This window comes from Agrobacterium sp. RC10-4-1, from assembly GCF_014138475.1.
In the GTDB taxonomy this organism is placed as follows: domain Bacteria; phylum Pseudomonadota; class Alphaproteobacteria; order Rhizobiales; family Rhizobiaceae; genus Agrobacterium; species Agrobacterium pusense.
The window spans coordinates 313,249-340,229 of record NZ_JACJIT010000001.1 but is presented as its reverse complement, the minus strand read 5'-3'; the positions used below and the strand labels follow the sequence as shown (position 1 = coordinate 340,229).

At 59.7% G+C, this 26,981-nt stretch carries 21 protein-coding genes and 2 tRNA genes; 8 read left to right on the top strand and 15 right to left on the bottom strand.

Going from position 1 to position 26,981, the window contains the following annotated elements; translation table 11 throughout:
* Complete coding sequence (locus tag FHW77_RS01545; protein WP_004445677.1) at positions 1 to 582, bottom strand: shikimate kinase; 582 nt, start codon at positions 580 to 582, stop codon at positions 1 to 3.
* A gap of 188 nt (positions 583 to 770) precedes the next feature.
* On the opposite strand from FHW77_RS01545, the gene FHW77_RS01540 reads away from it, so the two are divergent.
* From FHW77_RS01540 to FHW77_RS01520, 5 genes are all read left to right on the top strand, one after another.
* Positions 771 to 944, top strand: a complete 174-nt coding sequence (locus FHW77_RS01540) for a hypothetical protein (protein ID WP_034497628.1) — start codon at positions 771 to 773, stop codon at positions 942 to 944.
* Entirely contained in the window at positions 941 to 1,927 is a 987-nt protein-coding gene (gene xerD, locus FHW77_RS01535; protein WP_044459154.1) for a site-specific tyrosine recombinase XerD, read from the top strand. The genes FHW77_RS01540 and xerD overlap by 4 nt, the downstream gene beginning before the upstream one ends.
* Before the next feature lie 62 nt (positions 1,928 to 1,989).
* Positions 1,990 to 2,943 (top strand): acetyl-CoA carboxylase carboxyltransferase subunit alpha, encoded by a 954-nt coding sequence (locus tag FHW77_RS01530; protein WP_004445681.1) that lies wholly within the window; start codon positions 1,990 to 1,992, stop codon positions 2,941 to 2,943.
* A 191-nt stretch (positions 2,944 to 3,134) separates the two neighbouring features.
* Complete coding sequence (locus FHW77_RS01525) at positions 3,135 to 4,430, top strand: L,D-transpeptidase family protein (protein WP_044459153.1); 1,296 nt, start codon at positions 3,135 to 3,137, stop codon at positions 4,428 to 4,430.
* Complete coding sequence (locus tag FHW77_RS01520) at positions 4,427 to 4,675, top strand: sulfurtransferase TusA family protein (protein ID WP_044459152.1); 249 nt, start codon at positions 4,427 to 4,429, stop codon at positions 4,673 to 4,675. Before FHW77_RS01525 ends, FHW77_RS01520 begins: the two co-directional genes overlap by 4 nt.
* A gap of 232 nt (positions 4,676 to 4,907) precedes the next feature.
* On the opposite strand, the gene FHW77_RS01515 is transcribed toward FHW77_RS01520, so the two are convergent.
* Positions 4,908 to 6,050 (bottom strand): CobW family GTP-binding protein, encoded by a 1,143-nt coding sequence (locus FHW77_RS01515; RefSeq protein ID WP_044459151.1) that lies wholly within the window; start codon positions 6,048 to 6,050, stop codon positions 4,908 to 4,910.
* A 192-nt stretch (positions 6,051 to 6,242) separates the two neighbouring features.
* The gene (locus FHW77_RS01510; RefSeq protein ID WP_034497250.1) at positions 6,243 to 7,361 is read right to left on the bottom strand and encodes a D-alanyl-D-alanine carboxypeptidase family protein; all 1,119 of its coding nucleotides are present in this window, start codon (positions 7,359 to 7,361) and stop codon (positions 6,243 to 6,245) included.
* Between the two features lie 164 nt (positions 7,362 to 7,525).
* Here FHW77_RS01510 and FHW77_RS01505 point away from each other — a divergent pair, with 164 nt between their 5' ends.
* Both FHW77_RS01505 and FHW77_RS01500 read left to right on the top strand, forming a co-directional pair.
* Entirely contained in the window at positions 7,526 to 8,689 is a 1,164-nt protein-coding gene (locus FHW77_RS01505) for a M20 aminoacylase family protein (protein WP_004445691.1), read from the top strand.
* A gap of 678 nt (positions 8,690 to 9,367) precedes the next feature.
* Entirely contained in the window at positions 9,368 to 9,667 is a 300-nt protein-coding gene (locus FHW77_RS01500) for a hypothetical protein (RefSeq protein WP_004445697.1), read from the top strand.
* A 118-nt stretch (positions 9,668 to 9,785) separates the two neighbouring features.
* Here FHW77_RS01500 and pbpC read toward each other — a convergent pair whose 3' ends face one another.
* The 6 genes from pbpC to FHW77_RS01470 all read right to left on the bottom strand — a co-directional run bounded on the left by pbpC (position 9,786) and on the right by FHW77_RS01470 (position 19,906).
* A complete protein-coding gene (gene pbpC, locus FHW77_RS01495; RefSeq protein ID WP_100911210.1) occupies positions 9,786 to 11,864 on the bottom strand; it encodes a penicillin-binding protein 1C in 2,079 nt (692 codons plus the stop codon).
* Positions 11,861 to 17,317: an alpha-2-macroglobulin family protein gene (locus FHW77_RS01490; RefSeq protein ID WP_100911211.1), complete on the bottom strand. Its 5,457-nt coding sequence runs from the start codon at positions 17,315 to 17,317 to the stop codon at positions 11,861 to 11,863. The genes pbpC and FHW77_RS01490 overlap by 4 nt, the downstream gene beginning before the upstream one ends.
* A gap of 119 nt (positions 17,318 to 17,436) precedes the next feature.
* Positions 17,437 to 17,625, bottom strand: a complete 189-nt coding sequence (locus tag FHW77_RS01485; protein WP_004445702.1) for a Trm112 family protein — start codon at positions 17,623 to 17,625, stop codon at positions 17,437 to 17,439.
* A 10-nt stretch (positions 17,626 to 17,635) separates the two neighbouring features.
* Positions 17,636 to 18,307 carry an LON peptidase substrate-binding domain-containing protein gene (locus tag FHW77_RS01480; RefSeq protein WP_162696268.1) on the bottom strand — a complete coding sequence of 224 codons (672 nt, stop codon included), beginning with the start codon at positions 18,305 to 18,307 and terminating at the stop codon, positions 17,636 to 17,638.
* A 67-nt stretch (positions 18,308 to 18,374) separates the two neighbouring features.
* Entirely contained in the window at positions 18,375 to 19,343 is a 969-nt protein-coding gene (gene trxA, locus FHW77_RS01475; RefSeq protein ID WP_022563036.1) for a thioredoxin, read from the bottom strand.
* Positions 19,344 to 19,396: 53 nt separating this feature from the next.
* Positions 19,397 to 19,906: a prolyl-tRNA synthetase associated domain-containing protein gene (locus FHW77_RS01470; protein WP_004445709.1), complete on the bottom strand. Its 510-nt coding sequence runs from the start codon at positions 19,904 to 19,906 to the stop codon at positions 19,397 to 19,399.
* 254 nt (positions 19,907 to 20,160) lie between these two features.
* Between FHW77_RS01470 and FHW77_RS01465 the strand changes: the two genes are divergently transcribed.
* Positions 20,161 to 20,235: transfer RNA gene (locus tag FHW77_RS01465), tRNA-Gly, on the top strand.
* Positions 20,236 to 20,263: 28 nt separating this feature from the next.
* Here FHW77_RS01465 and FHW77_RS01460 read toward each other — a convergent pair.
* The 6 genes from FHW77_RS01460 to serA form a co-directional block, all read right to left on the bottom strand.
* The gene (locus FHW77_RS01460; protein WP_135855545.1) at positions 20,264 to 20,719 is read right to left on the bottom strand and encodes a hypothetical protein; all 456 of its coding nucleotides are present in this window, start codon (positions 20,717 to 20,719) and stop codon (positions 20,264 to 20,266) included.
* A 50-nt stretch (positions 20,720 to 20,769) separates the two neighbouring features.
* Positions 20,770 to 20,846, bottom strand: a tRNA-Met gene (locus tag FHW77_RS01455).
* Between the two features lie 135 nt (positions 20,847 to 20,981).
* Entirely contained in the window at positions 20,982 to 22,178 is a 1,197-nt protein-coding gene (mnmA, locus tag FHW77_RS01450; protein ID WP_004445712.1) for a tRNA 2-thiouridine(34) synthase MnmA, read from the bottom strand.
* Positions 22,179 to 22,383: 205 nt separating this feature from the next.
* Positions 22,384 to 23,574, bottom strand: coding sequence for an OpgC family protein (locus FHW77_RS01445; protein ID WP_022563038.1), 1,191 nt, complete (start codon positions 23,572 to 23,574; stop codon positions 22,384 to 22,386).
* A gap of 450 nt (positions 23,575 to 24,024) precedes the next feature.
* Positions 24,025 to 25,098, bottom strand: coding sequence for a Tim44 domain-containing protein (locus FHW77_RS01440; RefSeq protein WP_022563039.1), 1,074 nt, complete (start codon positions 25,096 to 25,098; stop codon positions 24,025 to 24,027).
* Positions 25,099 to 25,319: 221 nt separating this feature from the next.
* Positions 25,320 to 26,915 (bottom strand): phosphoglycerate dehydrogenase, encoded by a 1,596-nt coding sequence (gene serA, locus FHW77_RS01435; RefSeq protein ID WP_003506257.1) that lies wholly within the window; start codon positions 26,913 to 26,915, stop codon positions 25,320 to 25,322.
* Positions 26,916 to 26,981 lie beyond the last annotated feature (66 nt).

The window sequence follows — 26,981 nt, the reverse complement described above, 5'->3', positions numbered from 1 at the left end:
TCAGTCTTTCTGTTCGATGCCGGCAATGGCGGCCAGCACTTCGGTCACGATGATTTCCTTGCGGACATCACGGGATTCGATGGTGAGATCTGCTTCCGAATAGATCGGATAGCGCTTCTCCATCAGGGCCGCCAGCGTGGCCCTGGGGTTTTCGGTCTTGAGAAGCGGGCGGTGATCACGCTTGTTCACCCTCTCCCACAACACCTCCAGATCCGCCTTCAGCCACAGCGAAATCCCACCACGGCTGATGTGCCGGCGCGTATTGTCGTTTATGAAGGCGCCGCCGCCAGTTGAGATGACCTTGGGCCCGCCGCGCAGCAGCCGCTTGATGACCCGCGTTTCCAGCGCCCGGAATTCTTCTTCACCATAGGTGGCAAAAAGTTCTGATATCGTCATGCGCGAAACCCGTTCGATTTCGACATCCGTATCGATGAAGGGAACCCTGAGCTGCTGGGCAACCATGCGGCCTATCGCCGACTTTCCGGCGCCCATCAGTCCGACAAAGACGATATTGCGCCGTCCGAGTTTTGCCCGCGCTTGCTCCCCGAGTGTGGCCGGGACGGATAAATTCGTTTCGCTCATAAATTTGAAAGCCCGTTTGGCATGGATATCTGCAAATGTTTACGAAGCGTCAAGCCAAATTGCTGACTGAATTGCGGTGAATCACAATGATCGCCGCATGCGGCGGCGACAGTGGCAGGCTTTTTCAGCTTGCCGCCGGTTTCGCCGCACCGCATATACGTTTCGATCGCCACCTTCACGGAGCCGCCATGCCCACCCTCTTCCGCTTCACGATGATACTGGCGACCATCGCGGGGCTGGTCTATGGCGGCATGGTGCTGCTTGTCATGGTCGTTCAGCCCCGCGACCGCGAAGTAACGGTGCGCATTCCCTCGGAAAGGCTGAACCCACCGGGGGCAGAACCGGCAAGGCGCACCCCATGAGCGGTCAACCGGCGGGGGGGCGCGACAGCGCGCGGCTGGAGAGTTTTCTGGAGATGATGAGCGCCGAGCGGGGTGCAGCCGCCAACACGCTCGCATCTTACGAGCGTGATCTGACGGACCTGCGCGAGTTCCTTGGGAGCCGCCGCCAGTCTCTGACAGAAGCCGCCACATCGGACCTTTCCGCCTATCTGACCCATCTTTCCGCGCAAGGCTTCGCTGCGACCTCGCAGGCGAGACGCCTCTCATCCATGCGGCAGTTTTATCGCTTTCTTTATTCGGAAGGCCTGCGCAGTGACGACCCGACCGGCATCATCGATGCGCCCAAGAAGGGCGTTGCCCTGCCGAAAACGATGAGCGTCGCCGATGTAAACCGTCTCCTCGGGCTTGCGGCGCAGGAAGCGGCAACCGAAGGTCCCGGCCAGCTCGCGCGCATCCGCATGCATCTGCTGCTTGAGCTTCTTTATGCGACCGGCATGCGTGTCAGCGAACTCGTCTCGCTTCCGGTCAAAGTGCTGCGTCAGGAAGGACGTTTCCTGATGATCCGCGGCAAGGGTAACAAGGACCGGATGGTTCTTCTTTCCCGAACGGCCATCGAGGCCATGGAAAAATATGAAGCCGCCCTAAAGGCGCTTGCCTCAGAAAATGGCAAGGCAACGAAAAAGGCCGAAGCGACGGATAGCCCGTGGCTCTTCCCATCCAACAGCAAGGAAGGCTATCTGCCCCGTCAGGTCTTCGCCCGCGACCTCAAGGACATCGCCATTCGGGCCGGGCTGCACCCCTCGGCAGTGTCACCGCATGTGCTGCGCCACGCCTTCGCCAGCCACCTCTTGCAGAACGGTGCGGATTTGCGCGCGGTGCAGGAACTGCTCGGCCACTCCGACATTTCCACGACACAAATCTATACACATGTGCTGGAAGAACGCTTGCAAGAGCTGGTACAAACACATCACCCCCTTGCCAAACAGGGCAAAAACCTTGATTAGAGCGACCGGAACCGCCGGATAATCCGGTCAAACCTTGCGCAAAACGATCGGAAACGGATCTCATGCACAATTATCTCGACTTCGAAAAACCTATCTCGGACCTTGAGGGCAAGATCATCGAGCTGAAGAAGCTTGCCGATGAAGACGAGAGCATAGACACCTCGGAGGAGATCAACCGCCTGGAATCGCGCGTCAACGATGCGATGCAGGACATCTATTCCAAGCTGAACGCCTGGCAGAAAACGCAGGTCGCGCGTCACCCGCAGCGTCCGCATTTCGTCGATTACGCCAAGGCGCTGTTTACGGATTTCACGCCGCTTGCCGGCGACCGCAAGTTCTCCGAAGACGCCGCCATACAGGCCGGCCTTGCCCGTTTCAACGGTCAGCCAGTCGCCATCATCGGCCAGGAAAAGGGCAATGACACCAAGAGCCGCCTGAAGCACAATTTCGGCAGCCCGCGCCCGGAAGGTTACCGCAAGGCTATCCGCGTGCTGGAATTGGCCGACCGCTTCTCGCTGCCTGTCGTCACGCTTATCGATACCGCGGGCGCCTACCCCGGCGTCGGTGCGGAAGAGCGCGGTCAGGCTGAGGCCATCGCCCGCTCGACGGAAATGTGCCTGAACGTGAAGGTGCCGATCGTCTCCGTCGTCATCGGCGAAGGCGGCTCGGGCGGAGCCATCGCGATTGCCACCGGCAACCGCGTCTACATGCTGGAACATGCAATCTACTCTGTAATCTCGCCGGAAGGTGCGGCATCCATCCTCTGGCGCGATTCGACCCGCGCCAAGGAAGCCGCGACCAACATGAAGATCACCTCGGAAGATCTGAAGTCGCTCGGCGTCATCGATGGTATCATTCCCGAGCCGATCGGTGGCGCGCATCGCGCGCCGGAAACCGTGATCAGCGCGACAGGCGACGTTATCGCCAAGGCGCTGGCCGATCTTTCCCAGCGCTCGGGCACGCAGCTTAGGGCCGAACGCCGCCAGAAGTTCCTGGATATCGGCCGTAATCTCTGAGGCGGCCTTAATTTCCGCCGCTGTCGCCCCAACTCGGCCATAGTCCGGTCACATCAAAAGATGGATCGGCGGCCGCGGGGGCGGATCCGATTTGAGTTAAGAAGATGTAAACGGTTAATACCGTATTTAAATTGCACACGGAACGGTATAGAACTGCCGTCACTTCGTGCCATCGTCTTTCGGATCAGATCATGCGTTTGACACATTTTGCACTTCTTGCCTGTACCGCGCTCGTTCTCGCCGGTTGTAACGATACACTCGAAACCGTCGAACGTGATGTGTCGCACATCAAGAACAAGGTTGATTACCCGCTGTCTCCGTCCATTCTGGCCGAGATCGACAAGAAGGGCATGGACCGCACGTCGCCGATCATGATCCGTATCTTCAAGGAAGAAGGTGCGCTGGAAATCTGGAAGGCCAAGCGCGATAACCGTTTCGACAAGATTGCCGAATATCAAATCTGCGCATGGTCGGGAAAACTCGGCCCCAAGGTCAAGGAAGGCGACCGGCAGGCGCCGGAAGGTTTCTACAACCTGACGCCAGCCCATCTCAATCCGAATTCGAAATATTACCTCGCCATCAATACCGGCTTCCCGAACCGCTACGATGCTGCCAATGGCCGCAACGGCACCAACCTGATGATCCATGGCGCCTGCTCATCATCAGGCTGTTACTCGATGACGGATGCGCAGATTCTTGAAATCTACGGTTTTGCCCGCGATGCCTTCAAGGGCGGCCAGAAGACAGTTCAGCTGCAGGCATTTCCTTTCCGCATGACGGCGGAAAACATGGCCCGTCATCGCAAGAGCGAGCACCTCGAATTCTGGAAGATGCTGAAGGTCGGCTACGACAATTTCGAAGTGACCAAACGTCCGCCGGAAGTGAATGTCTGCGAGAAGAAATATGTCTTCAACCAGCAGACGGAAGGCGGCAGCTTCAACGCGTCGGCCCAGTGCCCGCCCATGAGCACGCCGCCCGCACTCGTCAGCGCGCTTTCGAGCTATGAGAAGACTTACGATCTCGCCTATGAAAAGGCGATGAAGAAATATGAAGGCATGGCCTGGTACGACCCGAGCGAAGCCGAGCGCAAGGCGCTGGTGGCCGAAAAGCGCAAGGGCCGCGAACCCGCCTATGCCCCGACGGGCTCGGCGCTGAAGGCCGGCAAACTGATGAAGGAAACGGAATATGCCGCGCTGATGGAGAAGAAGGCGCAGCAGGTGACATCGTCTTCGCCAGCGACCACCGCAACCGCCTCGGCGCTGCGTGGCCCTCGCCCTTCGGCTAACCAGCCGGCCACGGCGCCGCAATCGAACCCGGCACCAGCTGCCCCGACAATGGTTGCCTCGGCTACGCCTGCAGCAGGCCAGACTGGCGCTGCTGCCCAGAGCGTTCCGGTGCCAGCCATGAACCCGCTTGCCTATTCCGCAGCCCCGGCGCCGGAAGCACCGGAGAAGAAGCCATTCTGGAAGTTCTGGGCCAAGGAATGACCGCAACAAGCGATATCGTCTATGATTTGAGGGGGCTTAAATGCCCCCTTCCGGTTTTGAGAAGCCGCAAGAAACTTGCAACGCTGAAGACGGGGGATGTTCTCACCGTCGAGACGACCGATCCTTTGGCGGTGATCGATATTGCACATATGTGCAATGAGGATGGGCATCGTCTGGTGGAGACGACGGCGCTGGATAAGGGCCATCGATTTCGGATTGTGAAGGGTGGGAAAACCGACGTTTGACGGTGTCGCCGGTGGTTCACCCCCCCTCTGTCCTGCCGGACATCTCCCCCTCAAGGGGGAGATCAGTCGCTGTGGCCGCTCGTTCCCTCGCCAGTATGCTCGCTGCGACCGTCGATGCGGAAAAGAGTATTCGGAGCAGGCCCCTTGTCGATCTCCCCCCTTGAGGGGGAGATGTCCGGCAGGACAGAGGGGGGTAAGCCACACCCCGGCCCGGCCGCCATTCCATACTACTTCAAAACTTCAACCCAGAAACCGCCAAAGGATTATCCGTCAGCGCCTGCCTGTCCGGGCGGTCAATACCCGGCGCGCTGGTGAAGGCGGCAAACAGGTCCTTTACGAAAGCCTCCGGCAAATCCTTCGTAATCAGCACCATGCGCGTGCGCTGATCAGCGGGGTCCGGCCAGGCGGAAAGACGCTCCGGCGCGTGAAAAATCGTCTGCACGCCATGGAGCACCAACGGCCTGTCCGGATTGTCCGTGAGCTTCACGATGGCCTTCATGCGCAGAAGCTTTTCACCATGCGCCGAGCGCAGCAAATCCACAAACATGTCGATGGCCATTGGGCTTATAGGCTCGTCGTGTATGATCGAAAAGGAACGAATGGATGCATCGTGGCGGTTCACGTCGTGGTCATGGTGGTGGTGGTGATCATCGTGGTCGCCGTGATGGTGATCATGTGCATGATCATGGTGGTGGTGATCGTGCAGCGCCTCTTCGCCTAACCAACGGCTGACATCGGCAGTTTTATTGCCGGCATCGTAAAGGCCGTTATTGAGCAGATAAGCTGCGCTCCAGTCGGTTTTGTCACCGTCCTCGATGATCGCGCGCGGATTGAGCGCCTCTAGGCGGGCAGTCAATGCCGCAATCGTGGCGTCATCGGCGAGCGCTCGTTTCGTCACCACAAGACGATCGGCCACAGCCACCTGTTTCACGGCTTCCTGATGATTGTCGAGTGTGGAGAGGCCATTCACGGCATCCACCACAGTGACCATGCCAACCAGCACGAAATTCTGCGCAATGACCGGGTTACCCATGACCGACTGCATGACGGGAGCGGGATCGGCAAGGCCGGTCGTTTCGATGACCACGCGCTTCACCGGCTTCAGCTTGCCGGTCTGGATACCGTCCATCAGTTCCGCCAGCGTGTCCACCAGTTCGCCGCGCACGGTGCAACAAAGGCACCCTTCCGCCAGTTCTATAATGCCCTCGCCCGCGCTTTCGACCAGCATGTGATCGATGCTGACATCGCCGAATTCATTGATGATGATCGCTGCGTCGCTCATGTCAGGATCCTTGAGGAGCCGATTGAGCAGAGTCGATTTTCCGGCGCCGAGAAATCCGGTGATAATGGAAACCGGGATACGATCGCGAGACATGTCTGGCCTGTATGTTGATTGCCGCTTTGGGGAAGTCAGTTCAGGACGTAAAACCCGCAACGGCATGAAGCTAAAACAAATCGCCCGAGGCTGGAAGCCGCGAGCGCCACTGTAATATCATAACGTGATCGATCTGCGAATAGCCAAATGGCAGGCGGCCGGGAGACCTCTCCCGGCACCTTCGCCTGTCCGTCAGAATGTGGGGCGCGGGATCGGGATCGGCACATTCGCCAATTGGCCCTTTGCGGCCGCGCCCTTGGGCGCATTAACCGCGACCGTCTCGCTGCCCGGTATAAGACCGGCAAAGGAATATTCCGGCGGGCGGGTCATTTCCTGCACATAGGGCGAATGGATGACCATGCGGCCGGCATCGTCGCGTCCCTCACTGCGGATTTTGGCCGCCTTCGGGTTGCATATTTCGGCGCTGATATCGTTGACCTCTGCGGTATCGCCATAAGGGGCAAGCGAGGCGAGCGAGACACCCTGACCGGAAGGAGACGTCAGGCCCATCTGCAGAAGATCGGCCGACTGGTCGGTTCGACCCGCGAGACTATCGGCACCCAGCACCACAGTGATGATCGAGCGGCCATTGCGCACGGCCGATGCCACCTGGTTGAACCCGGAAGCGCAGATAAAGCCGGTCTTCATGCCATCCGCGCCATCGAAGCGGCCAACCAGCATATTGAAATTGGCGTAATTCTTTTTGCCGGTGGTGACGCCCTCAAGCGAGAAATAATGCGCATATTCGGGAAATTCCCGCTTGATGATCAGCGCCAGCAGCGCGAGGTCGCGGGCCGTCGTGTACTGGCCCTTCCCCGGCAGACCATTGGGGTTCACGTAATGCGTGGAATTCATACCGAGGCGCTGCGCCTGCGCATTCATCTGCGCCACGAAATTATCCGTGTTGCCGCCGATGGTCTCCGCAATCGCGACCGCAATATCGTTGGCGGACTTGATCAGCAGCAGCTTCAGCGCGCTGTCCATCGTCAGTTTCTGGCCGGGCTTGAAATACATCTTGGAGGCGGGCTGGTCGGCGGCCTTCTTGCTCATCACCACTTCGGTCTGCGGGCTGATCTTGCCAGCCTTCATCTGCGAAAAGGCGATATAGGCGGTCATCAGCTTGGTCAGCGAGGCCGGATACCATTTGCGGAAGGCTTCCTGGTGCGAGATCACCTTGCCGGTTTTGACATCGACCACCATTTTCGGATTGGCATTGGCCACCGGGGCCGCGGCGACGACACCTGCGGTGATGATGGCAATGGCTGCGGAAAGCCGGCGGGCGGCGTTTGGCGATTTGAAAGTCTGTGGCAAGGCTAGTCCTCGAATTCCCGTCTTCAGTCGGGGAATGGCAATATTCACCATATATGTCCTAGCAATGGCAAAGTACATTGATTACGTCAATTATGCGGCGCACTATCCACCACGGAGGATGGAGTTTTACGACACGCCGTACCGATGAACCCAGGAATGAACGAATGCCGATTTTGAACAGAGCCGCCGAACTCCAGCAGGAAGTCAGCGAATGGCGGCATCACCTGCATGAAAATCCAGAGATTTTGTATGATGTCGACAACACCGCGGCCTTCGTCGCGGAGAAGCTGAAATCTTTCGGCGTTGACGAAATCGTGACCGGTCTCGGCCGCACCGGCGTCGTCGGCATCATCAGGGGCAATCTTCCAGGCAATCGCACCATCGGCTTCCGCGCGGATATGGACGCGCTGCCCATAGTCGAGGAAACCGGCAAAGCCTGGGCATCGAAAACGCCCGGCGCCATGCACGCCTGCGGCCATGACGGCCACACCGCGATGCTTCTCGGCGCGGCGAAGTACCTCACCGAGACCCGCAATTTCGCGGGCTCGATCGCTGTCATTTTCCAGCCAGCGGAAGAAGGCGGCGCCGGCGCGCTCGCCATGGTCGAAGACGGCCTGATGGAGCGTTTCGGCATCGACGAAGTTTACGGAATGCACAATATGCCGGGCATTCCGCTTGGCGCCTTCGCCATCCGCAAGGGCGGCATCATGGCAGCACCGGACAAGTTCTCAATCACGGTCAAGGGCCGAGGCGGCCATGCGGCCCAGCCGCATCGCACGATCGACCCCATCACCATCGGCGCGCAGATCGTAGGCAACCTGCAAATGATCGCCTCACGCAATGCCGATCCGATCCGCTCCGTTGTCGTCTCGGTCACGCGCTTTCAGGCCGGCTCCAGCCACAACATCATTCCCAACGAGGCGCTGATCGCCGGCACCGTGCGCAGCCTCGATGAGACAGTGCGCGATCTCGCCCAGGAACGTATCAAGCAGATGGCGGAAGGCATTGCGCTTGCCAATGGCGCAGAAGCCGAAGTCGTCTATGAGCGCTATTGCCCGGTGACCTTCAACCACGCCGCTGAAACCGACCACGCTATCCGTGTGGCCCGCGATGTGGTTGGCGAACCGAATGTAGACCCCGATGTCGATCCCTCCATGGCAGGAGAGGATTTCTCCTTCATGCTGAAGGAAAGGCCCGGCTGCTTCATCTTCATTGGCAATGGCGATTCGGCCGGGCTCCACAATCCGGGTTATGACTTCAACGACGAAGCCATCGCCTACGGCATCTCCTATTGGGTGAAACTTGCAGAACAGCGCCTGACGAGCTGATGTCAGGCCAACGCGAAGAAAGCGGAGGACGAGATCAACCGCGATGAAGAACGCGGTTGATCCGCCGGCTGGGTCAGGTTAAAGAGCAATTCAGTGTCCACGTAGCTCAGCAGGATAGAGCACAGGATTCCTAAGACAAATTGGGGGTTGCGTCCGGAAACGACGCAATCGATCTGCTCAAAGTCGGGGAAAGCTTCGCTGGTCTTCCAGCATGCCAATCCCGAGCCAAGCTCCGGAGAAATCCGGTGAAGGTGTAGAGACTGGATGGGCAGCACCTAAAGGCCTCACGGCCCATGGTGAAGGGACAGTCCAGACCACGAACGCCCTTCCCGACAAGGCAGGGCGGCGGCGAAAGCCGAAGCGGTATGAATCCTGGGGTCGGAGGTTCGAATCCTCTCGTGGACACCATTTCCTGAAAATTATTTAAAATCAATGACGTAATCGGAAAGCGACCAGCAGACAGCTGGTCCGGGCGCGAGAAGTGGAGCGTATTCTTTGCCAGCCTGCCGCCTGCAATTGGCAAATATCAGATCGACCGACATAATAGCGTTTCCTCCTAGAACACAGAAAGTTCAAAGCTTCGTAAGGGAACGTTGAAAGCCCGCAATCGCTTCCTATTTCCTATCAGTGACGACGAGGCGCCTGTCGAAGTGGGTCGCGCGAGACGAGGGAGATTTGATGATCGACGAATATGGTCCATATGTGCAGATGTCCACGCTTGGAGAACAGATGGCTGCCTGCTACCAGACGGATGCAAATCTCGCGCTGGAACCGCATCTGGCGCATTACATGGACGAGGTGGAGGTGAATATAGCCGCCGACAGCTTCAACCATGTTGGCTTCCTGAACAGGATCAGCAGCCGGTTGCAGGTGACGCTGGCGGCAACGACCAATCAAAGACGCCGGGAGTTTCTGCAAGCGGTTGTGGCTTCACTTCAGGAGCGGATCGACCGCCATTCGTTCGATGTGGCTCAATAGGATTGGACCACTCATCTCCCCGCGGTTGACCGGCTTGCCGCACTTGGTCGACGAGACGGTCACAAGGCCTGTCTTACAGGAGCCCTCGGCGGCCGTTGTTGACTTGGACGCGCCGTCGTTATTCGACGAAAATCCGGACACTCGACGCACGGCCATCGGCGTCAATCACCGTGAGTGTGGAAAACCCCTGCCCTTCCGGGCGCCATTCACTGCTGCGACGGTGGGATGCATCCGGCAGAGGCAAACCGTTGGCGAGCCAGCGGAAGGGTGCACGCCCGCCCTGGAGCTTCAGCACCAGTGGCGAGATGCCCGACTGGCCGGAAAGCTCCACACGCGCGCCCTCGGGCGGATAAACGATGCGCGGGGCGCTTTCACGTCTTGAAGCCGAAAGCAGGCCGTTTGCGGTCGTCGTGAAACGCCGCTGGTTTGCCGGAAGGTCGGCCACGCTCACGCGCGCGACGCCGGAGGGTGCTGCCGGCATTGGCGTGATGGCCACGCCCGATTTTTCAAAGGCCTCGAAGAGGATGGGAGCCGCCGTCGCGTAACCGGCAATACCCGGCACGGCGCCGTTATCGGCGCGGCCGACCCAGACGCCGACCACGTGCCGCCCGTCATACCCGATCGACCAGGCGTCGCGGTAACCGTAGCTAGTGCCGGTCTTGTAGGCGATGCCGCGCTGTTTCATGCCGAGCGGCGGCAGCACGCCGGACAGGATGTCCGAAACGTTCCAGATTGCGGCATCGGAAAACAATCGGTCGCCTTCCAGTCGTTCCGGGGCGGAGCGGACGCCATCACCGAGGCGTACGGGACCCTCGCCACCTGTTAGCCCGGCATAAAGCTGGACAAGATCGACAAGCGAAATACCGGCGCCTCCGAGAGCAATGGCGAGCCCGGGTGCTTCGTTGGCAGGCAACGCGAGTGTGACGCCAGACCGCCGGAACCGCACCATCAGCGCCGATGGGCTCACCGCGTCGAGCAATTTCACGGCGGGCACGTTGAGCGACAGTTGCAGCGCCTGCCTGATGCTGACATCGCCCTGATAATGCATGTCGAAATTGCGCGGCCGGTAACCGGAAAAATCAGCCGGGCGATCCTCGATGATGGTCTCCTGACCGATCAGGCCATCCTCAAAGGCGAGGCCATAAATGAATGGCTTGAGGGTCGATCCGGGCGAGCGCACCGCGCGGCTCATCTCCACGAAACCCCTCCTCGCGGTATCGAGATAATCCGCCGAGCCGACCTCCGCCAGAATATCCCCGCTCTCTGCGTCGGCCATGACGATGGCGACGGATACCTTATCGCCGATTTTTCCTGCTGCATGGCGCGCCACGCCTTCCAGTTCCCGCTGGATCGAAAGCTTCAGAGTCGAGCGTATTTCCGCAGCATTGGGGAATTTCGCACGCGCGGCAGCAGCCATGTGCGGTGCTAGCGCCGGCAGATCGCGCCGGCTGGTCGGAACGCCCGCAAGCGTCGCCCGTTCCGCTTCGCCCTCACCCACGACACGTTCGACGGCAAGCCTCTGCAAGACCCGTTCCCTTGCCTGTCTCGCCGCCTCGGGATACCTGTCCGGGCGACGCCTTTCTGGCAATTGCGGCAGGGCGACCAGAAGGGCAGCCTCGGCCGTGTCGAGCCTTCCCGGCTCCTTGCCGAACCAGGCGAGGCTGGCCGCGCGTATGCCTTCGAGATTGCCGCCATAGGGCGCGATATTCAGATAAAGATCGAGGATATCCGCCTTGCTGAGCCGCCGTTCGATTTGAATAGCCCGCAGGGCCTGAAGAAGCTTTGCCGAGAAGGAGCGATCGGCGCGTGGCTCGACCAGCCGCGCCACCTGCATGGAAAGCGTCGAGGCGCCGGATACGATCCGGCCGTTGCTCACCAGTTGCCACGCGGAACGCAGCAAGGCCCAGGGATCGATACCGTGATGGTCGTAAAAGCGTTGGTCCTCATAGGCGACCAGCATCCGCAGGAACTGCGGATCGACTTCGGCCGCCGTGGTGTCGAGCCGCCAGCGGCCATCCGGTGTTGCGAAGGCACGCAGCAACTTGCCGTCGCGGTCCAACACCTCGAAGGATCGCTGCCGCGCTGCCTCGAGCGGCGGCGGGTAGGCCTTGTCCAGCGCATCCAGACCGAAGGCCGCACCGCCGATAAGCAATGCGGCCATAACGAAGCCGACGATGACAGCTTTTTTCCGCCTCATGGGGTCGCCGAACGCACCTCCATGCGGCCGGTTGCGGTGCGGGCGGCAAATTGCGGCCGGTACATATCCTCAACAGACGCGGCCGGATGATCATAAGTACCGGGAGTGACCGCGCGGACGACATAAGCCAGCGCTATTTCCGAACTGTCCCCTGCCGAGCGATCGAAGGCCGTCACAAAACGGTCGTAGCGGAATTCTGTATGCGCCGCCTCCGTTTCCGGCAACCAGTCGAAATTCGACAGTTCGGCCGAATTGACGAGGCTCGGATTGTCGATCTCGAAACCGGAAGGCAGTAGATCCGTCACCAGAATGCGCGACTGCCAGTTATTTTGCGGCACCACGTTCAGAACCACGACATAACGTTCGTTCTGTGTGACGTCGCTCGGGTTCACCTCTTCACCGTCCATGGAGTAATAGGTGCGGGTGATGGTGAAGCCTTCGCCGCCGGCAGCGAGCGGCTGAGCCGGCGGGGCCACCGTAGTGACGACGGCCGTGACCGGATCAGCCGAGGCATTGGCGATCTTCAAGGGTGCCGCCAGCAATTCCTCGCCGCTCATCCGCTTGCCGAAACCGCCGGTCTGTAAATCACCGTTCACATCGAGACGGATATCCTTGTCCTCGCCTTTCACGGCCCGGGCGGCCAGCAGCATCCATGCCTGCTCCTGTGTGCTGGTATAGGGCTTCTTTTCCCATTCCCTTGCCACGGCACCGGCAAGCTGCGGCACGACGGCCGGAACCGGACGGCTTTCCGCCGCCAGCGCCAGCGCCGCCGCACCGTCGCGAAGGGCGGAGCCGTAATCGGCGCGGGCGAAGCTGACATTGGTGGCGCGGCTGGCCATGTCGAGCGAAGCACCGAACACGGTCTTCGAACGGGCCTGGTCGCCGTAAAGCGAAAGGGCTGCGGCAACCTGCGCCTTGGCAAGCGGCGTCGGGAAATCGGCAAGCGCAGTATCGGCGTAATAACGCAGATCGTTGATCGCCGCCTTGCGGTTGCGCGCCAGCACATAAAGCGAATAGGCGATCTCGTTGCCGCGATCCTTGACATTGCTGTCATAGGACAGGCCGTTCTGCAGGTTGTTCAACGCCTGCACCATGGCCGCTTCGGGGACATCGTACTTCTGCTCGCGCGCGCGGGTCAGGAAGTCGGTAATATAGGCATCGAGCCACAGATCGCCGTAACCCGGCGACCAGAGGCCGAAGCTGCCGGAACTCGACTGGAAGGACAGCACGCGGTAGACCGCTTCCTGAACCCTCTTACGGGTGTCGGGATCTTCAGCCATGCCGCTGTCCTTTGTCAGTTCCGAGACGTAAAGCAGCGGCAGCGCGCGGCTCGTCGTCTGTTCGGCGCAGCCGTAAGGATATTTGTCCAGCATCATCACCAGCGCCGGGATATCGAAAGCGGGCGAGCGCGTGACATTAACGGCGACGGACGAGCCGAGGAGCATGCTGTCGGCCAGAAGATCACCATTGATCGTCAGGCTGCTGTTCGGCGCAATCTTGATTTCGCGCCGCGTCGTGACTGGAAGAACGGCCGGGCGCACCGGAACGTTCAGAACCTGCTCAAGCGAGACACCTGCCGCATTGGAGACCTTTATGGTGATCGCGCCATTGCCGGGCTGCTCGCCCGTCAGCGGAACGGTCAAAGACGACTTGCCGCCCTTTTGCAGCGCAAGTGTCTGCGACACTTCACCCTGATCGACCGTCAGAGCCGTATTGCTGGTCACATCCAGCCGGTAGTCGCCGGCGTCGCCATCCGTATTGGCGATATCGAGCCGCAATTGCGAGATATCGCCGGGGGCGAGGAATTTCGGCGCGCTGGCGGTTACCACGACGGGATCGCGAATGATGGCATCGGAAACCGCATGTCCCACGCCGGTCTTCGTCCAGGCAACCGCCATGATGCGGGCCGTCCCGTTGAACTGCGGAATATCGAAGCTCACAGTCGCCTTGCCGTTAGCGTCGAGTTCAACCGGACCGGCAAAGAAGGCCACAAGCTTTTCCGTGGGTGGGCTGCCCTGAAGGGCCGCCCCGCCGCCATCACCGCCGGTGCGCAGCCGGCCCGTGGCGCCAAGCGAGCCGTCAATCAGGCGGCCATAGAGGTCGCGGATTTCCAGTCCCAGCCGGCGCTGGCCGAAATACCATTCATCCGGCTTCGGCGGCTCATAGCGGGTGAGGTTCAAGATGCCGACATCGACCGCCGCAACGATGGCGTAGGCCTTTTCGCCCACACCAGCCCCCGCAACCGTGATCGGAATTTCGAGCGGCTGGCGCGGCAGCGTCTTCTGCGGCGCGCCGAGTTTGACGGCAAGCTTGCGCTCGGCCGGATCGACGGCAAGCCACTTGATGCCGATGGCGCGCATGGGCATACGGCTTTCCTGCGCGTCGCCGGGGCGGAACAGCGTCGCCGTCACATAAGCGCCAGCGCCCCATTCCTCGGTGACCGGAATGTCGATCTCGCCGCCCTCTTCGCCGATCTCGGCATTCTGTACCGCAATCAGCTTTTCCGAACCGGACGTTATCATCAATTCACCGGCGAAACGTGAGGAGACCTTGAGTTTGGCCGTATCGCCGATCTTGTAGCTCTGTTTGTCCAGCGCGATTTCCAGCGCATCCGGCGTTTCCGTCGAGCTTGCCTCCACATAGAAACCGGCATCGAATTCGACACTGGAAACCGGTGCGCCATTACCCGCACCCTCCACTTCCAGCCGGTAGCGGCCCCAGGTGACCGGCACGGAAATTTCGCCGCCATTGGCGTCGACCGAAAGCGTGCCGGTTTCCTGCTGCTTGGTGTATTCCACGGGCTCATAACGCCAGGAATTACCCTGACGATACCATTGATAGTTACGCTCTACCTTGATGAGCTTCCAGGTCAGGCCATTGATCGCCTGTTTGGCACCATCGGCACTGACACCGATGATATGGAAACGTCCAACGGAGTTCTGGGCGAGATCGCCGGAAAACTGCGGCTTGATGCCAATGACGGATGCTTCCGCCTTGATGGGCAGCGCCAGCGAGCGTTCCACGGCGCGGCCGCCGGCTTCGCGCATGCGCACGGTGATGTTGGCGGAGAGAAGCTGCGTTGTGGATGGCAGATCGGTGAGATCAACGTTGAAGCTCGCTTTGCCCTCTTCATCCAGGACCGGCAGATCGGCAAGCGTCGTGCGGTTTTCCTCTTCGCTTTCCTCATCGGCCAGGCCGAAGAAATAACCTTCGAAATCGGCGCTGGTGCGCGTCGGCTTGATCGCGACCTCCCCTTCCAGCGTCAGGCCGGCAGCGGGCGCGCCATAAAGATAACGGCCATCAACGTCGATTGCCGTTTCTGCGCCCCGATCGATCTGTTTTGCCTTGCTCGAGAGGTCAAACTCGGTGCGGTCAGGCACAAAATCATCGACAAGGAAGCTCTTTTCGCTGATCGCAGCCGTCTTCGGGTCGGTATGGATGCGCAATGTCCAGGTGCCGCGCATGGCATTTGCCTGCAACGGCAGATCCACCGCATGACCGCCAAGCGCCTTGCCGTCGCTGACAAAGCGCCGGTCTTCCACGCCGTCAGGGCGTGAGAAAATGAAAGTGAGCGGCAGGTCCTCGATTGCCTTGCCGTCAACGTCACGGGCCAGGGCTGCGGCATGCACGGTCTCGCCGGCACGATAGATGCCACGTTCGGTCCAGCTGAACACGTCGATAGCACCGGGTGCTGCACGTCCCGTCACGCCGCGATCCGAAAGATCGAAGCCTGCACGGGTCATATCGAGGAACACGTAATCCTTATCGCCGTTGCGCGCCGTCAGGATGGCAGGCGCCTGAGCCGCCGTGCCGCGCATCAGGCCGGCAGAGAACACCGCGCGGCCGTCCGCATCGGTTTTCGCGGTGCCCAGCACCTCGTTGTTCTTGGCCAGGAGCTGCAGATCCACGTCCGCAAGCGGTTTGGCGCTGCCGAGTGCACGGACAAATACATTCAAACCGTCCGTTCCGGCATAGGTGGTGATGCCGGTATCCGACACGAGGAACCATTGGGTGGCGCGCGAATCCCAGGTTTCCGGCGCCGTGCCCGGCGGCACGGCAGTCAGCACATAGATGCCCGGCTTGCGCTCCGGCAAGGCCTCATCCACTGGAAAACTCGTGACCACATCCTTGTTGAGATCGGGCTGGATATCAATCGAGCCCTGCCAGACAAGCTCGCCGATTTCGTTTTCGATACGGTCGGCATTGTAACCGTCCATCTGCGTCAGAAACTGCGAATTTGCCAGCAGCGCGGTGATATTGCGGTCACCGACGCGATAAAGCTTCAGGTCGGCCTTGTCGGCATTCACAGAGACAATCGGAATGCCACGGCGCGCACTGCCCGGCAGCACGAAATTCTCGCCGGTGAAGCGCACGCTGGCCGTGCGGTCACGCACGTAAATATCGAGATTGACCTGTTTTTCCAGCGGCTCTTCCACGGAAGACGGCAGGCCGGCGCGCAGTGCGATCTTGTAGCGCTGGCCATGGGTCAGGCCTTCGACGCAAATTTCGCTGCCCTTCGCCTCGATGGCCTTGGGGGCTGCCCCATCCAGCGTGATGAAGGAAGAATAATCGACGCCATTCTTCACCAGCGGTTCGGAAAACTGCACGCAGGCGCGCGGGCTTACGCTGTCCGTATCCACCGTATTGTTGATGACGCGAAAACCCTGGCGCGTGCGCAGGTCGGCATAGGCCGCCTTTGTCTGTGCATCATCGGTGAGCGCAAGGCTTTCCTTATAGGCATTGAGGGCTGCGCGATAATTCTGGGTTCTTTCAAATGCCTTCGCCAGCCGGTTCAGGGCTTCTGTGCGGGCGCTGACTGTTCGGCTCAGCTGATAGGCATTGATGGCGGCAGACGCCGCTTGCCCTGCGATCGAATAATTATCGGTGACCTGCGCCGCTTTTTCGGAAAGCTCCGCCCAGAGCGCGCCGTCGTCTGGCGTGATCGCAAGGGCCTGCTTATAGGTCGTAACCGCATCGGGAATATTGCCCCCGGCCGCCTGCTGCCGCGCCGTCTGTACGAGGGCTTCCACGCCTTGCCCGCCCTCACCGTCATTCGCCGCAAGGCCGGATTTCATTCGGCGCGCTTCCTGCTGCAGGCTGTCAGTGACGAAGGACAGGCGCTGCGGCGCGCCGATATCGGCTTCCGTCGCCACTTCGACAATCTTGCCGGCAACCGCACCGGGGAAGGCGTTCAGCTGATTGAAATCAGATTTGAGGAAGCACCATTTCACCTTTGGATTGTAGGTAAAGGCCTTGCAGGATGTGTCTCCGGCGCAAATCTCGCCACATTGCTCCAACGAGACGTTTTGCTCCGTCCTGAGATCGAAGCCGAAATAATCGCCATTTTGGGTGGTCACGACCTTGCGGGAGGGTTCCGCCGCCATGGCTGGCGCAAAAATCATGGCGGCTGAGACCGCAACCAGCGAAATCCGGACGAGCGCGCGCAACGACATCAGTTCTCTCCCCGCAACAGACATGTCGGGCGGGACTCTGGTCAAATCCACGCATGGTTGTCAACGCATCTTCGTCAATTCGCGCCATGACAATCTGTGGAGAGGAAAAGAAGCTGCGATTAGTCCTCTATTTTACGCGCTTCCGAGATGAGCATGATCGGCACACCGTCACGAATTGGATAAGCAAGCCGCGCATTTTCGGAGATGAGTTCATTGCGGGCACGGTCATAGGAAAGGCGGCCCTTCGTCAAAGGGCAGACAAGCAATTCGAGAAGCTTCGGATCGACGTTGTTCATCCTGTCGTCCATGGCGGCGATCCTACTGCAGCACGTTGCCGCCCTCACCCGATCCCTGGGCAAGAACGATCTCGGTGATGGCGATCAATGTTTCGGCCCGCGTCTTGAGATCGGGCGCTTCCAGCAGCGCCTGTTTTTCGGCGGGTCCAAAGGGAGACATCATGGAAAGCGAATTGACCAGAACACGGTTGCCGGCCCTTTCCACACTCTCCCAATCCGCTTCCAGCTGGTTGGCCTCCAGAAACGAGCGGAACACCCGCAGCAGGTTTTCACGGTCCACGGCCTCCTCATCGTATTCGCCGGAGAGATCGGCGATGAAGGGCGCGTGACGGAAACTGCGATAGGGCTTGCCGGCCTCCACCTCCTCCAGCAGACGGAAACGGCACACACCGGTGAGCGATATGATGTAACGGCCATCGCCGGTTTCGGAAAAGGAGGTGATGCGGCCAAGGCACCCAACCGCACTCAACGGCCCGCCCTCCAGGCCCGATTCGATGACATGAAGGGCTGGCTGCACCATGCCGATGAGACGGTGACCCGCCAACGCCGTGTCGATCATGGCAAGATATCTTGGCTCAAAGATATTGAGTGGAAGATGGCCTTCCGGCAACAGAAGAGCACCGGGAAGGGGAAAAACCGGCACGGTTTCCGGCAGGTCGTCGCTCTTCACATATCTTGCATTTCCGACATGCATGGGAATCAAGCCCCCTGTTCACTGCTGCCGCCCGGCGGATCAACCGCCTGGCCGGGATATGCCCGCATTAAGAAAACAGTATCGACGAAAGCTTCCGGCGGCCCGCGACGGTCGCCGGATCCTTAAAGCCCCAGGCCTCGAAAAATTCGAGAAGCTGGCGGCGCGCGCCGTCGTCGTCGAAGGTCCGATCCTTACGCATGACGTAGAGCAGATGATCCGCCGCCTCGTCGCGCCGGCCCTGCGCATTCAGCACCTTCGCAAGCTTAACCCGTGCCTCGTGTCGATCTGGGTCGGCTGCCAGTTCGCTTTCCAGCGCCACGGGATCGCCGATCTTGCGGGCTTCCTCATATTGGGCGATCTTTTTCGAAACGAGCTGAATGCCCGCATCCTCATTGAGTTCCGCCGGCAGTGACGACAGCAATTCACTGGCCCGCTCATATTGTCCGGCGGCGATCATGCACTCGGCAATGCCGGCAATCGCTGCGGGGTTTTCCGGATCCGCCTGCATGACGGCGCCAAAGAGCTGTGCTGCGCCGTTGAAATCGCCATCGGCCAGCAGCTGTTTCGCTTCGGTCAGAACGGCCTCGATCTCCGCCTTGGGATCGCCTGCATCAGGGCCGGCAATCTTTTCGATGAATTGCTTGATCTGGCTTTCCGGCACCGCGCCCATGAAGCCGTCGACCGGCCGGCCATCCGCAAAAGCGACGATCGCCGGAATGGACTGGATGCCGAGCTGTCCGGGAATGGACGGGTGGTCGTCAATGTTCAGCTTCACGAGCTTCACGCGGCCATTCGCTTCGTTGACGACTTTCTCGAGCACGGGCGTCAGCTGTTTGCACGGGCCGCACCAGGGCGCCCAGAAATCCACGAGAACTGGCTGACGACGTGACTCTTCGAGAACGTCCTTGGAGAAACCAGCCGTCGTTGTGTCCTTGATGTGTCCGGAGGACGCACCATTCAGCTCGCCACTATAGTGCGCGCTTGCGGACATCTGCCCGCCGTAGGAACCGCCGTAAGGATTATTCGTGTCGCTCATGCCGGTCTCCCGTAACCTCTGTCATATGTCTTGATTGAAGCAAAGATCGTATCTCACTCGCTGACTTTCAAGACAAGCGGCGTATGTCCGGTCGCCTCGAGAAAGCGAATGAGATCCGCGGATGCGATTGTCGTCGTCTGATCGTTGGAGAGCGGGTGGCCATTGACAAGTTCGTTTTCCAGCAGCGCGCTATCCAACACAAAAGTGACCTGCCGGTCCGTGTCGTTGATTGCGCCGAACACCGTGACCGAACCCGGCACCACACCCAGATATTCGAGCATTTTTTCCGGCCGGCCGAAGGACACGCGGCTTGCCGCACCGATGATCTTATGGACGCTTTTCAGATCCACCACCGCGTTTTCTTCCACGGTCAGAACGAAGTACTGGTCCTTCTTGTCCTTTACAAAGAGGTTCTTTGTGTGGCCCCCAGGGATCAGGTCGCGCAATGACTGCGATTCCGCGACGGTAAAGACAGGCTCGTGCTGTTTCGTGGTGTGCGAAATTCCGAGCCCATCGAGAAATTCGAACAGCTCCGCTGCCGTCTTGCGAGAATTCTCCGCCATATGCTGCCACCTGCCTCTGCCGATTCCATTGTCGTTGCGTCATGATTAAGGGGGCAGCCGCCTATTGGCAACGCGGGAAAAATCGGCTGCAGGAAAAATTATCAATCTTTTCCGCCGCTTGTCGCATTTCTCAAAGAAATTTTCGCGTTTTTGTCATTTCCCTGTTGCATTCCAAAATCGATTGAGCGATATAGCGCCCGTCGCCGCTTCGGCGGCCCACGGTTCAGCATACTACCCCGGACCGGTGGATTTGAGCGGGTGTAGCTCAGGGGTAGAGCACAACCTTGCCAAGGTTGGGGTCGAGGGTTCAAATCCCTTCGCCCGCTCCAGTTTCCCAAGTCATGATCTTCCGGATGTTTATTTTTTCGCAGCGGCGGTTTTCGTTGCGGCGTCACCGGCTTCATATTGTCTGTGTACGAGCGGTACAAAAATCGTCCCCCGGGCGGAACCTATATCGAGGATGGCCGTTTGAACGCCGAGGCTCCTAACCTCAGTTCCCTCTGATTGCCCGCTGCCAGCGGGCATTTTTTTACCCTCTTTAAAGTCGCCACCTGCGCCCGCCCCTTTGAAACTACGGGTGAGAGCCCCGTCATACGCGGCTGAATGGCAGAACAACCCTGTCAGCAGCAACAATATGACGCCTTGATCTTGCCATATTTCATTCAGTGTGCTTTTGTGCAGCCGCCCTTGTGGGAGGGGGTAGAGGTTGAGGCCCGCTGGCTGCATTTTAGCAGTAGCGGGTTTCCCTTTTTTTGGGCGAGATTCGCCGGCAAAGGCGTCTGATCCATTGCTATTTGCCGCTGAGACAAGCAACGAACTCCCGCGCTGCACGGTGAGGTATGGTTTTTTCGTATGAAGAAAAGTGGTAGCGGGAGAGGGACTTGAACCCCCGACACGCGGATTATGATTCCGCTGCTCTAACCACCTGAGCTACCCCGCCACAGGGGAAACGTGACAGTCATGTGACCGGCTGTTCCATCAGGATGAGCGGCTTATAAGGTGCCGCTCCCCAAAGTGTCAAGCGCAAGATGCGCAAAAAATTCGCTTTCCGCATCGCTGCAAAAAGCGAGTGGTTTCAGGCGGCAACCGGCTTTTCCAGAAGCGCCTTGAGCGACGCCTCGGCCTCCGCCGAGCGCTCGGACCGTTCAATGAAACCGCCGCCGTACACGCGGGCATCCGCGCCCGGCGCGGAATAAAGCACGCAGGCCTGACCGGGCGCGACACCCGCCTCTCCGGTCATCAGGTCCACATAGATACCATTCTCATCCGCATGCAGCACTGCCTCCGTCGGAGGACGGGTGGAACGCACCTTGGCGAAGCAGGCGAAGCCCTGCCCGGCGTCAACGGCCAGGTCGCCATCACCCAGCCAGTTCATGTCACGAAGATAGACGCGGCGGGTTTCCAGCGCCTCACGCGGGCCAACGATGACCCGGCGGCCACGCGCATCGAGATGCACGACGTAAAGCGGCTCGCCCGTCGCAACACCGATACCGCGGCGCTGGCCGATCGTATAATGCACGATGCCATCGTGGCGGCCGAGCACACGCCCGTCGAGATGCACGATATCACCCGCCAGAGCCGCATTCGGCTTCAGCTTGTTGATGATATCGGTATATTTGCCCTGCGGCACGAAACAGATATCCTGGCTGTCGGCCTTTTTGGCAACGACAAGCCCCATTTCTTCCGCTAAAGCCCGCGTTTCGGCCTTGGAGAGGCCACCGAGCGGGAAGCGCAGATAATCGATCTGTTCCTGCGTGGTTGCGAACAGGAACCAGCTCTGGTCGCGGTCGCTATCGATCGGCCGATAGAGCGCGCGGCGGCCCGCCTGACCGGGAACGGGGTTGGGCCGCGAACGGATGTAGTGGCCCGTGGCCAGCGCATCGGCACCCAGTTCCTGCGCGGTCGCTAGAAGATCGGCGAATTTTACCGTCTGGTTGCAGGCAACACAGGGAATGGGGGTCTCACCCATTGCATAAGCTTCCGCAAAGGGGTTGATGACGGTTTCGCGGAACCGCGCTTCATAATCCAGCACGTAATGGGGGATGCCCAGCGTTTCGCAGACCCGGCGCGCATCGTCGATATCCTGGCCGGCGCAACAGGAGCCGGCGCGGTGCACGGCGGCGCCATGGTCATACAGCTGGAGGGTGATGCCGAGGACATCGTAGCCCTCGCGCTTGAGGATACCGGCCACAACAGAAGAATCGACGCCACCGGACATGGCGACAACGATCCGGGTATCTTCCGGCCTCTTGTCAAAATCGAGCGTATTCACGTTTTTTCCCATCGTCAGTCATAACGGGGGTAAAGGCCCCGCCGCCTGTCGGTCATCCGCCGCAAGAAACCTTGCCCACCAAACGGGCCGTCCTGTCTCGCCATACCGCGGATTTAAGGGCTGCATATAGAAAGGAATGGCTTCACACGCAAGTACGGGGCGGAAAACCGCCCCGTAAAGCCGTCTGATTCCCTTGTAGAGGGCTTCAGGCACCAGCCGTCTTCTGGCCGCTGCTGCCGAACCACTTGTCGCGCTCCCGCCACAGGGCGGGCATGGCCAGCAATCCGATGGCCGTGAAGGCGATCAGCGTCTTGTTCAGCTGCGACAGTTCGGCCGTGCGTCCATCGAGATAATAAACACCGTAGACGATCGCCACGTGCCACACATAGACCTGCAGCGAGTGGCGGCCGAGCAATTGCAGGAACTTAAGCGACAGCACCCAGATAACGCCTTCGGCGATGGAGCGCACGAGCGGGCGGTGGTGATGCGGTCCGGCAATCACGAGCCAGGTGAGGCCAACGCCGACGGCGAGGAAGTTGATGAGGTAGACCGGGCCGAAATCGGCGCGGATTTCCATCGTCGAAAACTTGCCCATCATGAATTCCGGCATCAGACCCCACGCGGTAGCGATGCGGAGCGGCATGAAGAACAGGCAGATGACAAGCGCGGCCTTCGGCAGCCAGGTGTGCTCCGGGGAGAAAATCTTCTTCCACGGAATGCGGTTCTGCGCCGTCATAGCACCCATCACCAGCGCCGAGTAGAACACCAGCTGCCAGCCGAGCAGGTTGAAGCTGACGCGAATACCCTGTTCGTCCGCGCCCTTGACGAGTTCATTGAGAGGCGTCGTCACAATCTGCTGCAGGCCAAGCTGTCCCGCCATCCAGACCAGCAGCGAGCCGGCCATGACATAGGCCCATTTGCCATCGAGGCAGAGCTTCACCAGGACAGGCGCGAAAATCATGTAGACAATATATTGCGGCAGAATGTCCATGAAGGTCGGCTGGAAGAGAAATGTCGCAATTGCCGCCAGACGCAGCGGATCGTCGAAAGACGTCATGCCGAGCCAATTGTACCAGATATAGGGCGCATGCGGGATGATCATACGGAAGAACAGAACGGCGATGACGAGACCCATCGCATAACGATAGAGTTCCAGCGCGCGGTTCCAGATCATCTGTTTACCGGCGTCATAGCCATATTTCATCATCTTGCGCGCGTATACCATGCCGATCAGCAGGCCGGACAGGAATACGAAGCCCTGCGCGTCCTCGACAAAGGCGAACTGACGATGGTTGATTTCCACCAGCCAGAAGCCGCCGGCAAACACCAGATGGTTGATCAGCATGAAGACGAGGAAGTAACCACGCATCCCGTCGATCAGGTCAAAGCGTTTCATTTCGATAGCTCTCCGTTCTCGCGGGCCGTGCATTGCCCGGCCACCCAGCCCGGCCTGCGAGATGCCGGGAATTGGATTGTCAACGCGCTTTTGCGGCTGAGGTTCCGCTCCCAAAGCGGTTTAGAACCGGCACAAAAAGTCACATTGACGTGTACGCCCTGTGGTTAGGACGCGGGGACTGAATGCCAGATGAATGAAAAAAGGCAATTCCGTGAAGCGGATGAGCCATGCACCAAGGACATACCGAGGCAAACAAGCCTCAAGGCCTTGCATGGCAGGGGAAAGCCGAATCCGCCGCGCGTGGCTGGCGGATATATCACCCGCAAGATCTCCCAATCTTTTTTGGCGGCATTCCGCCATGCTTTTTAGGAAGCTTTATCGAACGAAACGAACAAAGGCCCGGCGGTGAAGCGACCGCCGGGCCTTATCCGTTTAAGAGGCTCTGATTCGTCAGGCGGCGGCCTGGATGGCGGCGACCTGCCAGTTGTCGTTGCCGGGGCGGCGGACAAAGGTCCACATTTCCACCGATTCGGACGGATGTTGCTCGTCACCTTCGATCACCTTGCCAGAGGTGCGGTCGCGCATCACGTCGATGGCAGAGTAGCGCATCGCGACTGTCGCGTAGTCCTGCCCTTCTTCGTGCCATGCTTCAGCGACATCGCCCTGCAGTAGCGTCACCTCGCGCACGTCGTTTTTCACACCGCTGGTCGCGTTATCACTGAGTTCTTCAGCGAGATATGACATGGCTTCGGGCGTCGTCAGTTTGCGCAATGTGCCATAATCCTCGGCGGCATAGGCAGCCTGCACGTCTTCCAGCATTTTCTGGAACGTCTCGAGGTCGCCCTGCGTGATGCCGATTTCGTCGCCTTCCGAGATGGCGTTGGCGTGGGGCGTGGGCTTTGCCGTTGCGGCAGCAGCAGCCGCTCCGCCCGCAGCGCCGGCCATCGCGCCGATCTTCGGGATCTTGAACGAGGATGCGGCCGGACCCGCCTGCGAACCGCCATTATAGGAGGAGCCGGAATGATCCGTGCGGTGCGAGCCGTTGGCCGATCCATAAGCGGGCTGGCCCTGACGGCGCGACGCGAAGAAACGCATGGCGAGCATGACCAGAAGGCCGATCAGCGCAACCTGCAGCAACATGCCGAAGAAACCGGCCATGCCGCCGAAACCACCACCCAGAAGCATGCCGAACAGACCGCCCATCAGAAGGCCGCCCATCAGACCACCCATCATGCCGCCGAAGAGGCCACGATTTTGTTGCGGCGCCTGTGCGCCAGGACGTGCCGGCTGAGCAGCGCCAGGAGCTGCCTGGTTGGTGTTGGGCGTCATGCTGCGGTTAATCGGCGCGGTCTGGCCGGGCGCAGTGCTGGTCGAAGGCGGAGCGGAGTAGGTCCGCGTGCCACGGCTGCCGAAACCGCCGCTGGCGCGACGTGCTTCTGCCATATCAACCGCCACAAAAGAAACCGCGATACCAAGCGCGGCGACTGCGAACAAACCCTTGAAGCGCCGAAAGGCAGCAAACATCGTTATCTCCTATTGGCCGCCCTCCCATGAGCGGCATCTCAACAGGCCATATAGCAACTCATGATCATCATTTTTAGACCGCTCGGCTTAAATTTTTTGTGATATGCAACCAAGGCGTGAGGCGCGTGAAATCTGCCGCAATTCGAAAGCTGGAAAAACAAAAACCGGCACAGGGTTTCCCCTGCACCGGTTCCTATTGTCCCCTTGGGAGGAACGATAGATCAGTCGACGTTGAACGTCAGCGGCTTGACCTGGCGGATGGCGGGGTTGGCGCGCAGCTTGTCCAGCACCTCTTCGGAAACCGGACCGTCGACATAAAGCAGGGCGATGGCGTCGCCGCCTTCCTTTTCACGTCCAAGCTGGAAGTTGGCGATGTTGACGCCAGCCTCGCCGAGCGTGGTGCCCATGAAGCCGATCATGCCGGGAACGTCGGTATTGGTGATGTAGATCATGTGCGATCCGACATCGGCATCCATGTTGATGTTCTTGATCTGGATGAAACGTGGCTTGCCATCCGAGAACACCGTGCCGGCAACCGAGCGGATCTGGTTTTCCGTCTTCACCGTTAACTTGATGTAACCGTCGTAAACGCCGGTCTTGTCGCGCTTGACCTCGGAAAGGATGATGCCTTTCTCCTTGATCATGACCGGGGCCGAAACCATGTTCACGTCGGCAACCTGACTCCGGATGAGGCCGGCCAGCAATGCACTGGTCAACGCCTTCGTGTTCATGTTGGCGGTTGCACCGTCATAAAGGATTTCGATTTCCTTGGTGGCGCTTTCCTGTACCTGGCCGACGAAAGACCCGAGAACATCCGCGAGACGGATGAAGGGCTTCAGACGCGGCGCTTCCTCAGCCGTGATCGACGGCATGTTGATGGCGTTGGACACGGCACCCTTGACGAGGTAATCCGACATCTGCTCGGCAACCTGCAGGGCAACGTTTTCCTGTGCTTCCGTGGTCGAAGCGCCAAGATGCGGCGTGCAGACGACGTTAGGAAGGCCGAAAAGCGGGCTCTCGGTGGCGGGCTCGACTTCGAACACGTCAAAACCGGCACCGGCGACATGGCCGGACTTGATGGCTTCCGCAAGGGCAGCTTCATCCACCAGACCACCACGGGCGCAGTTGACGATACGTACGCCCTTCTTGGTCTTGGCAAGGTTTTCAGCGTTGAGGATGCCGCGCGTCTTGTCGGTCATCGGCACATGCAGGGTGATGAAATCGGCCTGGGCTAGCAACTCGTCCAGCTCAACCTTGGTGACGCCCATTTCCTGCGCGCGCTCCGGCGACAGGAAGGGGTCGTAGGCGAGAACGTGCATCTTGAGGCCAAGTGCACGCGAGCAGACGATCGAACCGATGTTACCCGCACCGATGACGCCGAGCGTCTTGCCGGTGATCTCGACACCCATGAACTTCGACTTTTCCCACTTGCCGGCCTGCGTGGAGCTGTCGGCTGCCGGAAGCTGGCGGGCGACGGCAAACATCAGCGCGATCGCGTGTTCTGCCGTCGTGATGGAGTTGCCGAATGGCGTGTTCATGACGATGATACCGCGGCGCGAGGCGGCCGGGATGTCAACATTGTCGACGCCGATGCCGGCGCGGCCGATGACCTTGAGGTTGGTCGCGGCTTCGATCAGCTTTTCGGTTGCCTTGGTGGCAGAGCGGATGGCCAAGCCATCGTAATTGCCGATGATTTCAGCAAGCTTGTCCTTGTCCTTGCCGAGCTTCGGCTGGAAATCGACTTCGACGCCACGATCACGGAAAATCTGGACGGCGGTTTCCGACAGTTCGTCGGATACGAGTACGCGAGGTGCCATGGTTCACGGGCTCCTTGAAAAACGGTGCAGTTTTGAAAGCGGGAACTATGCGGCCCTGCATCAGCG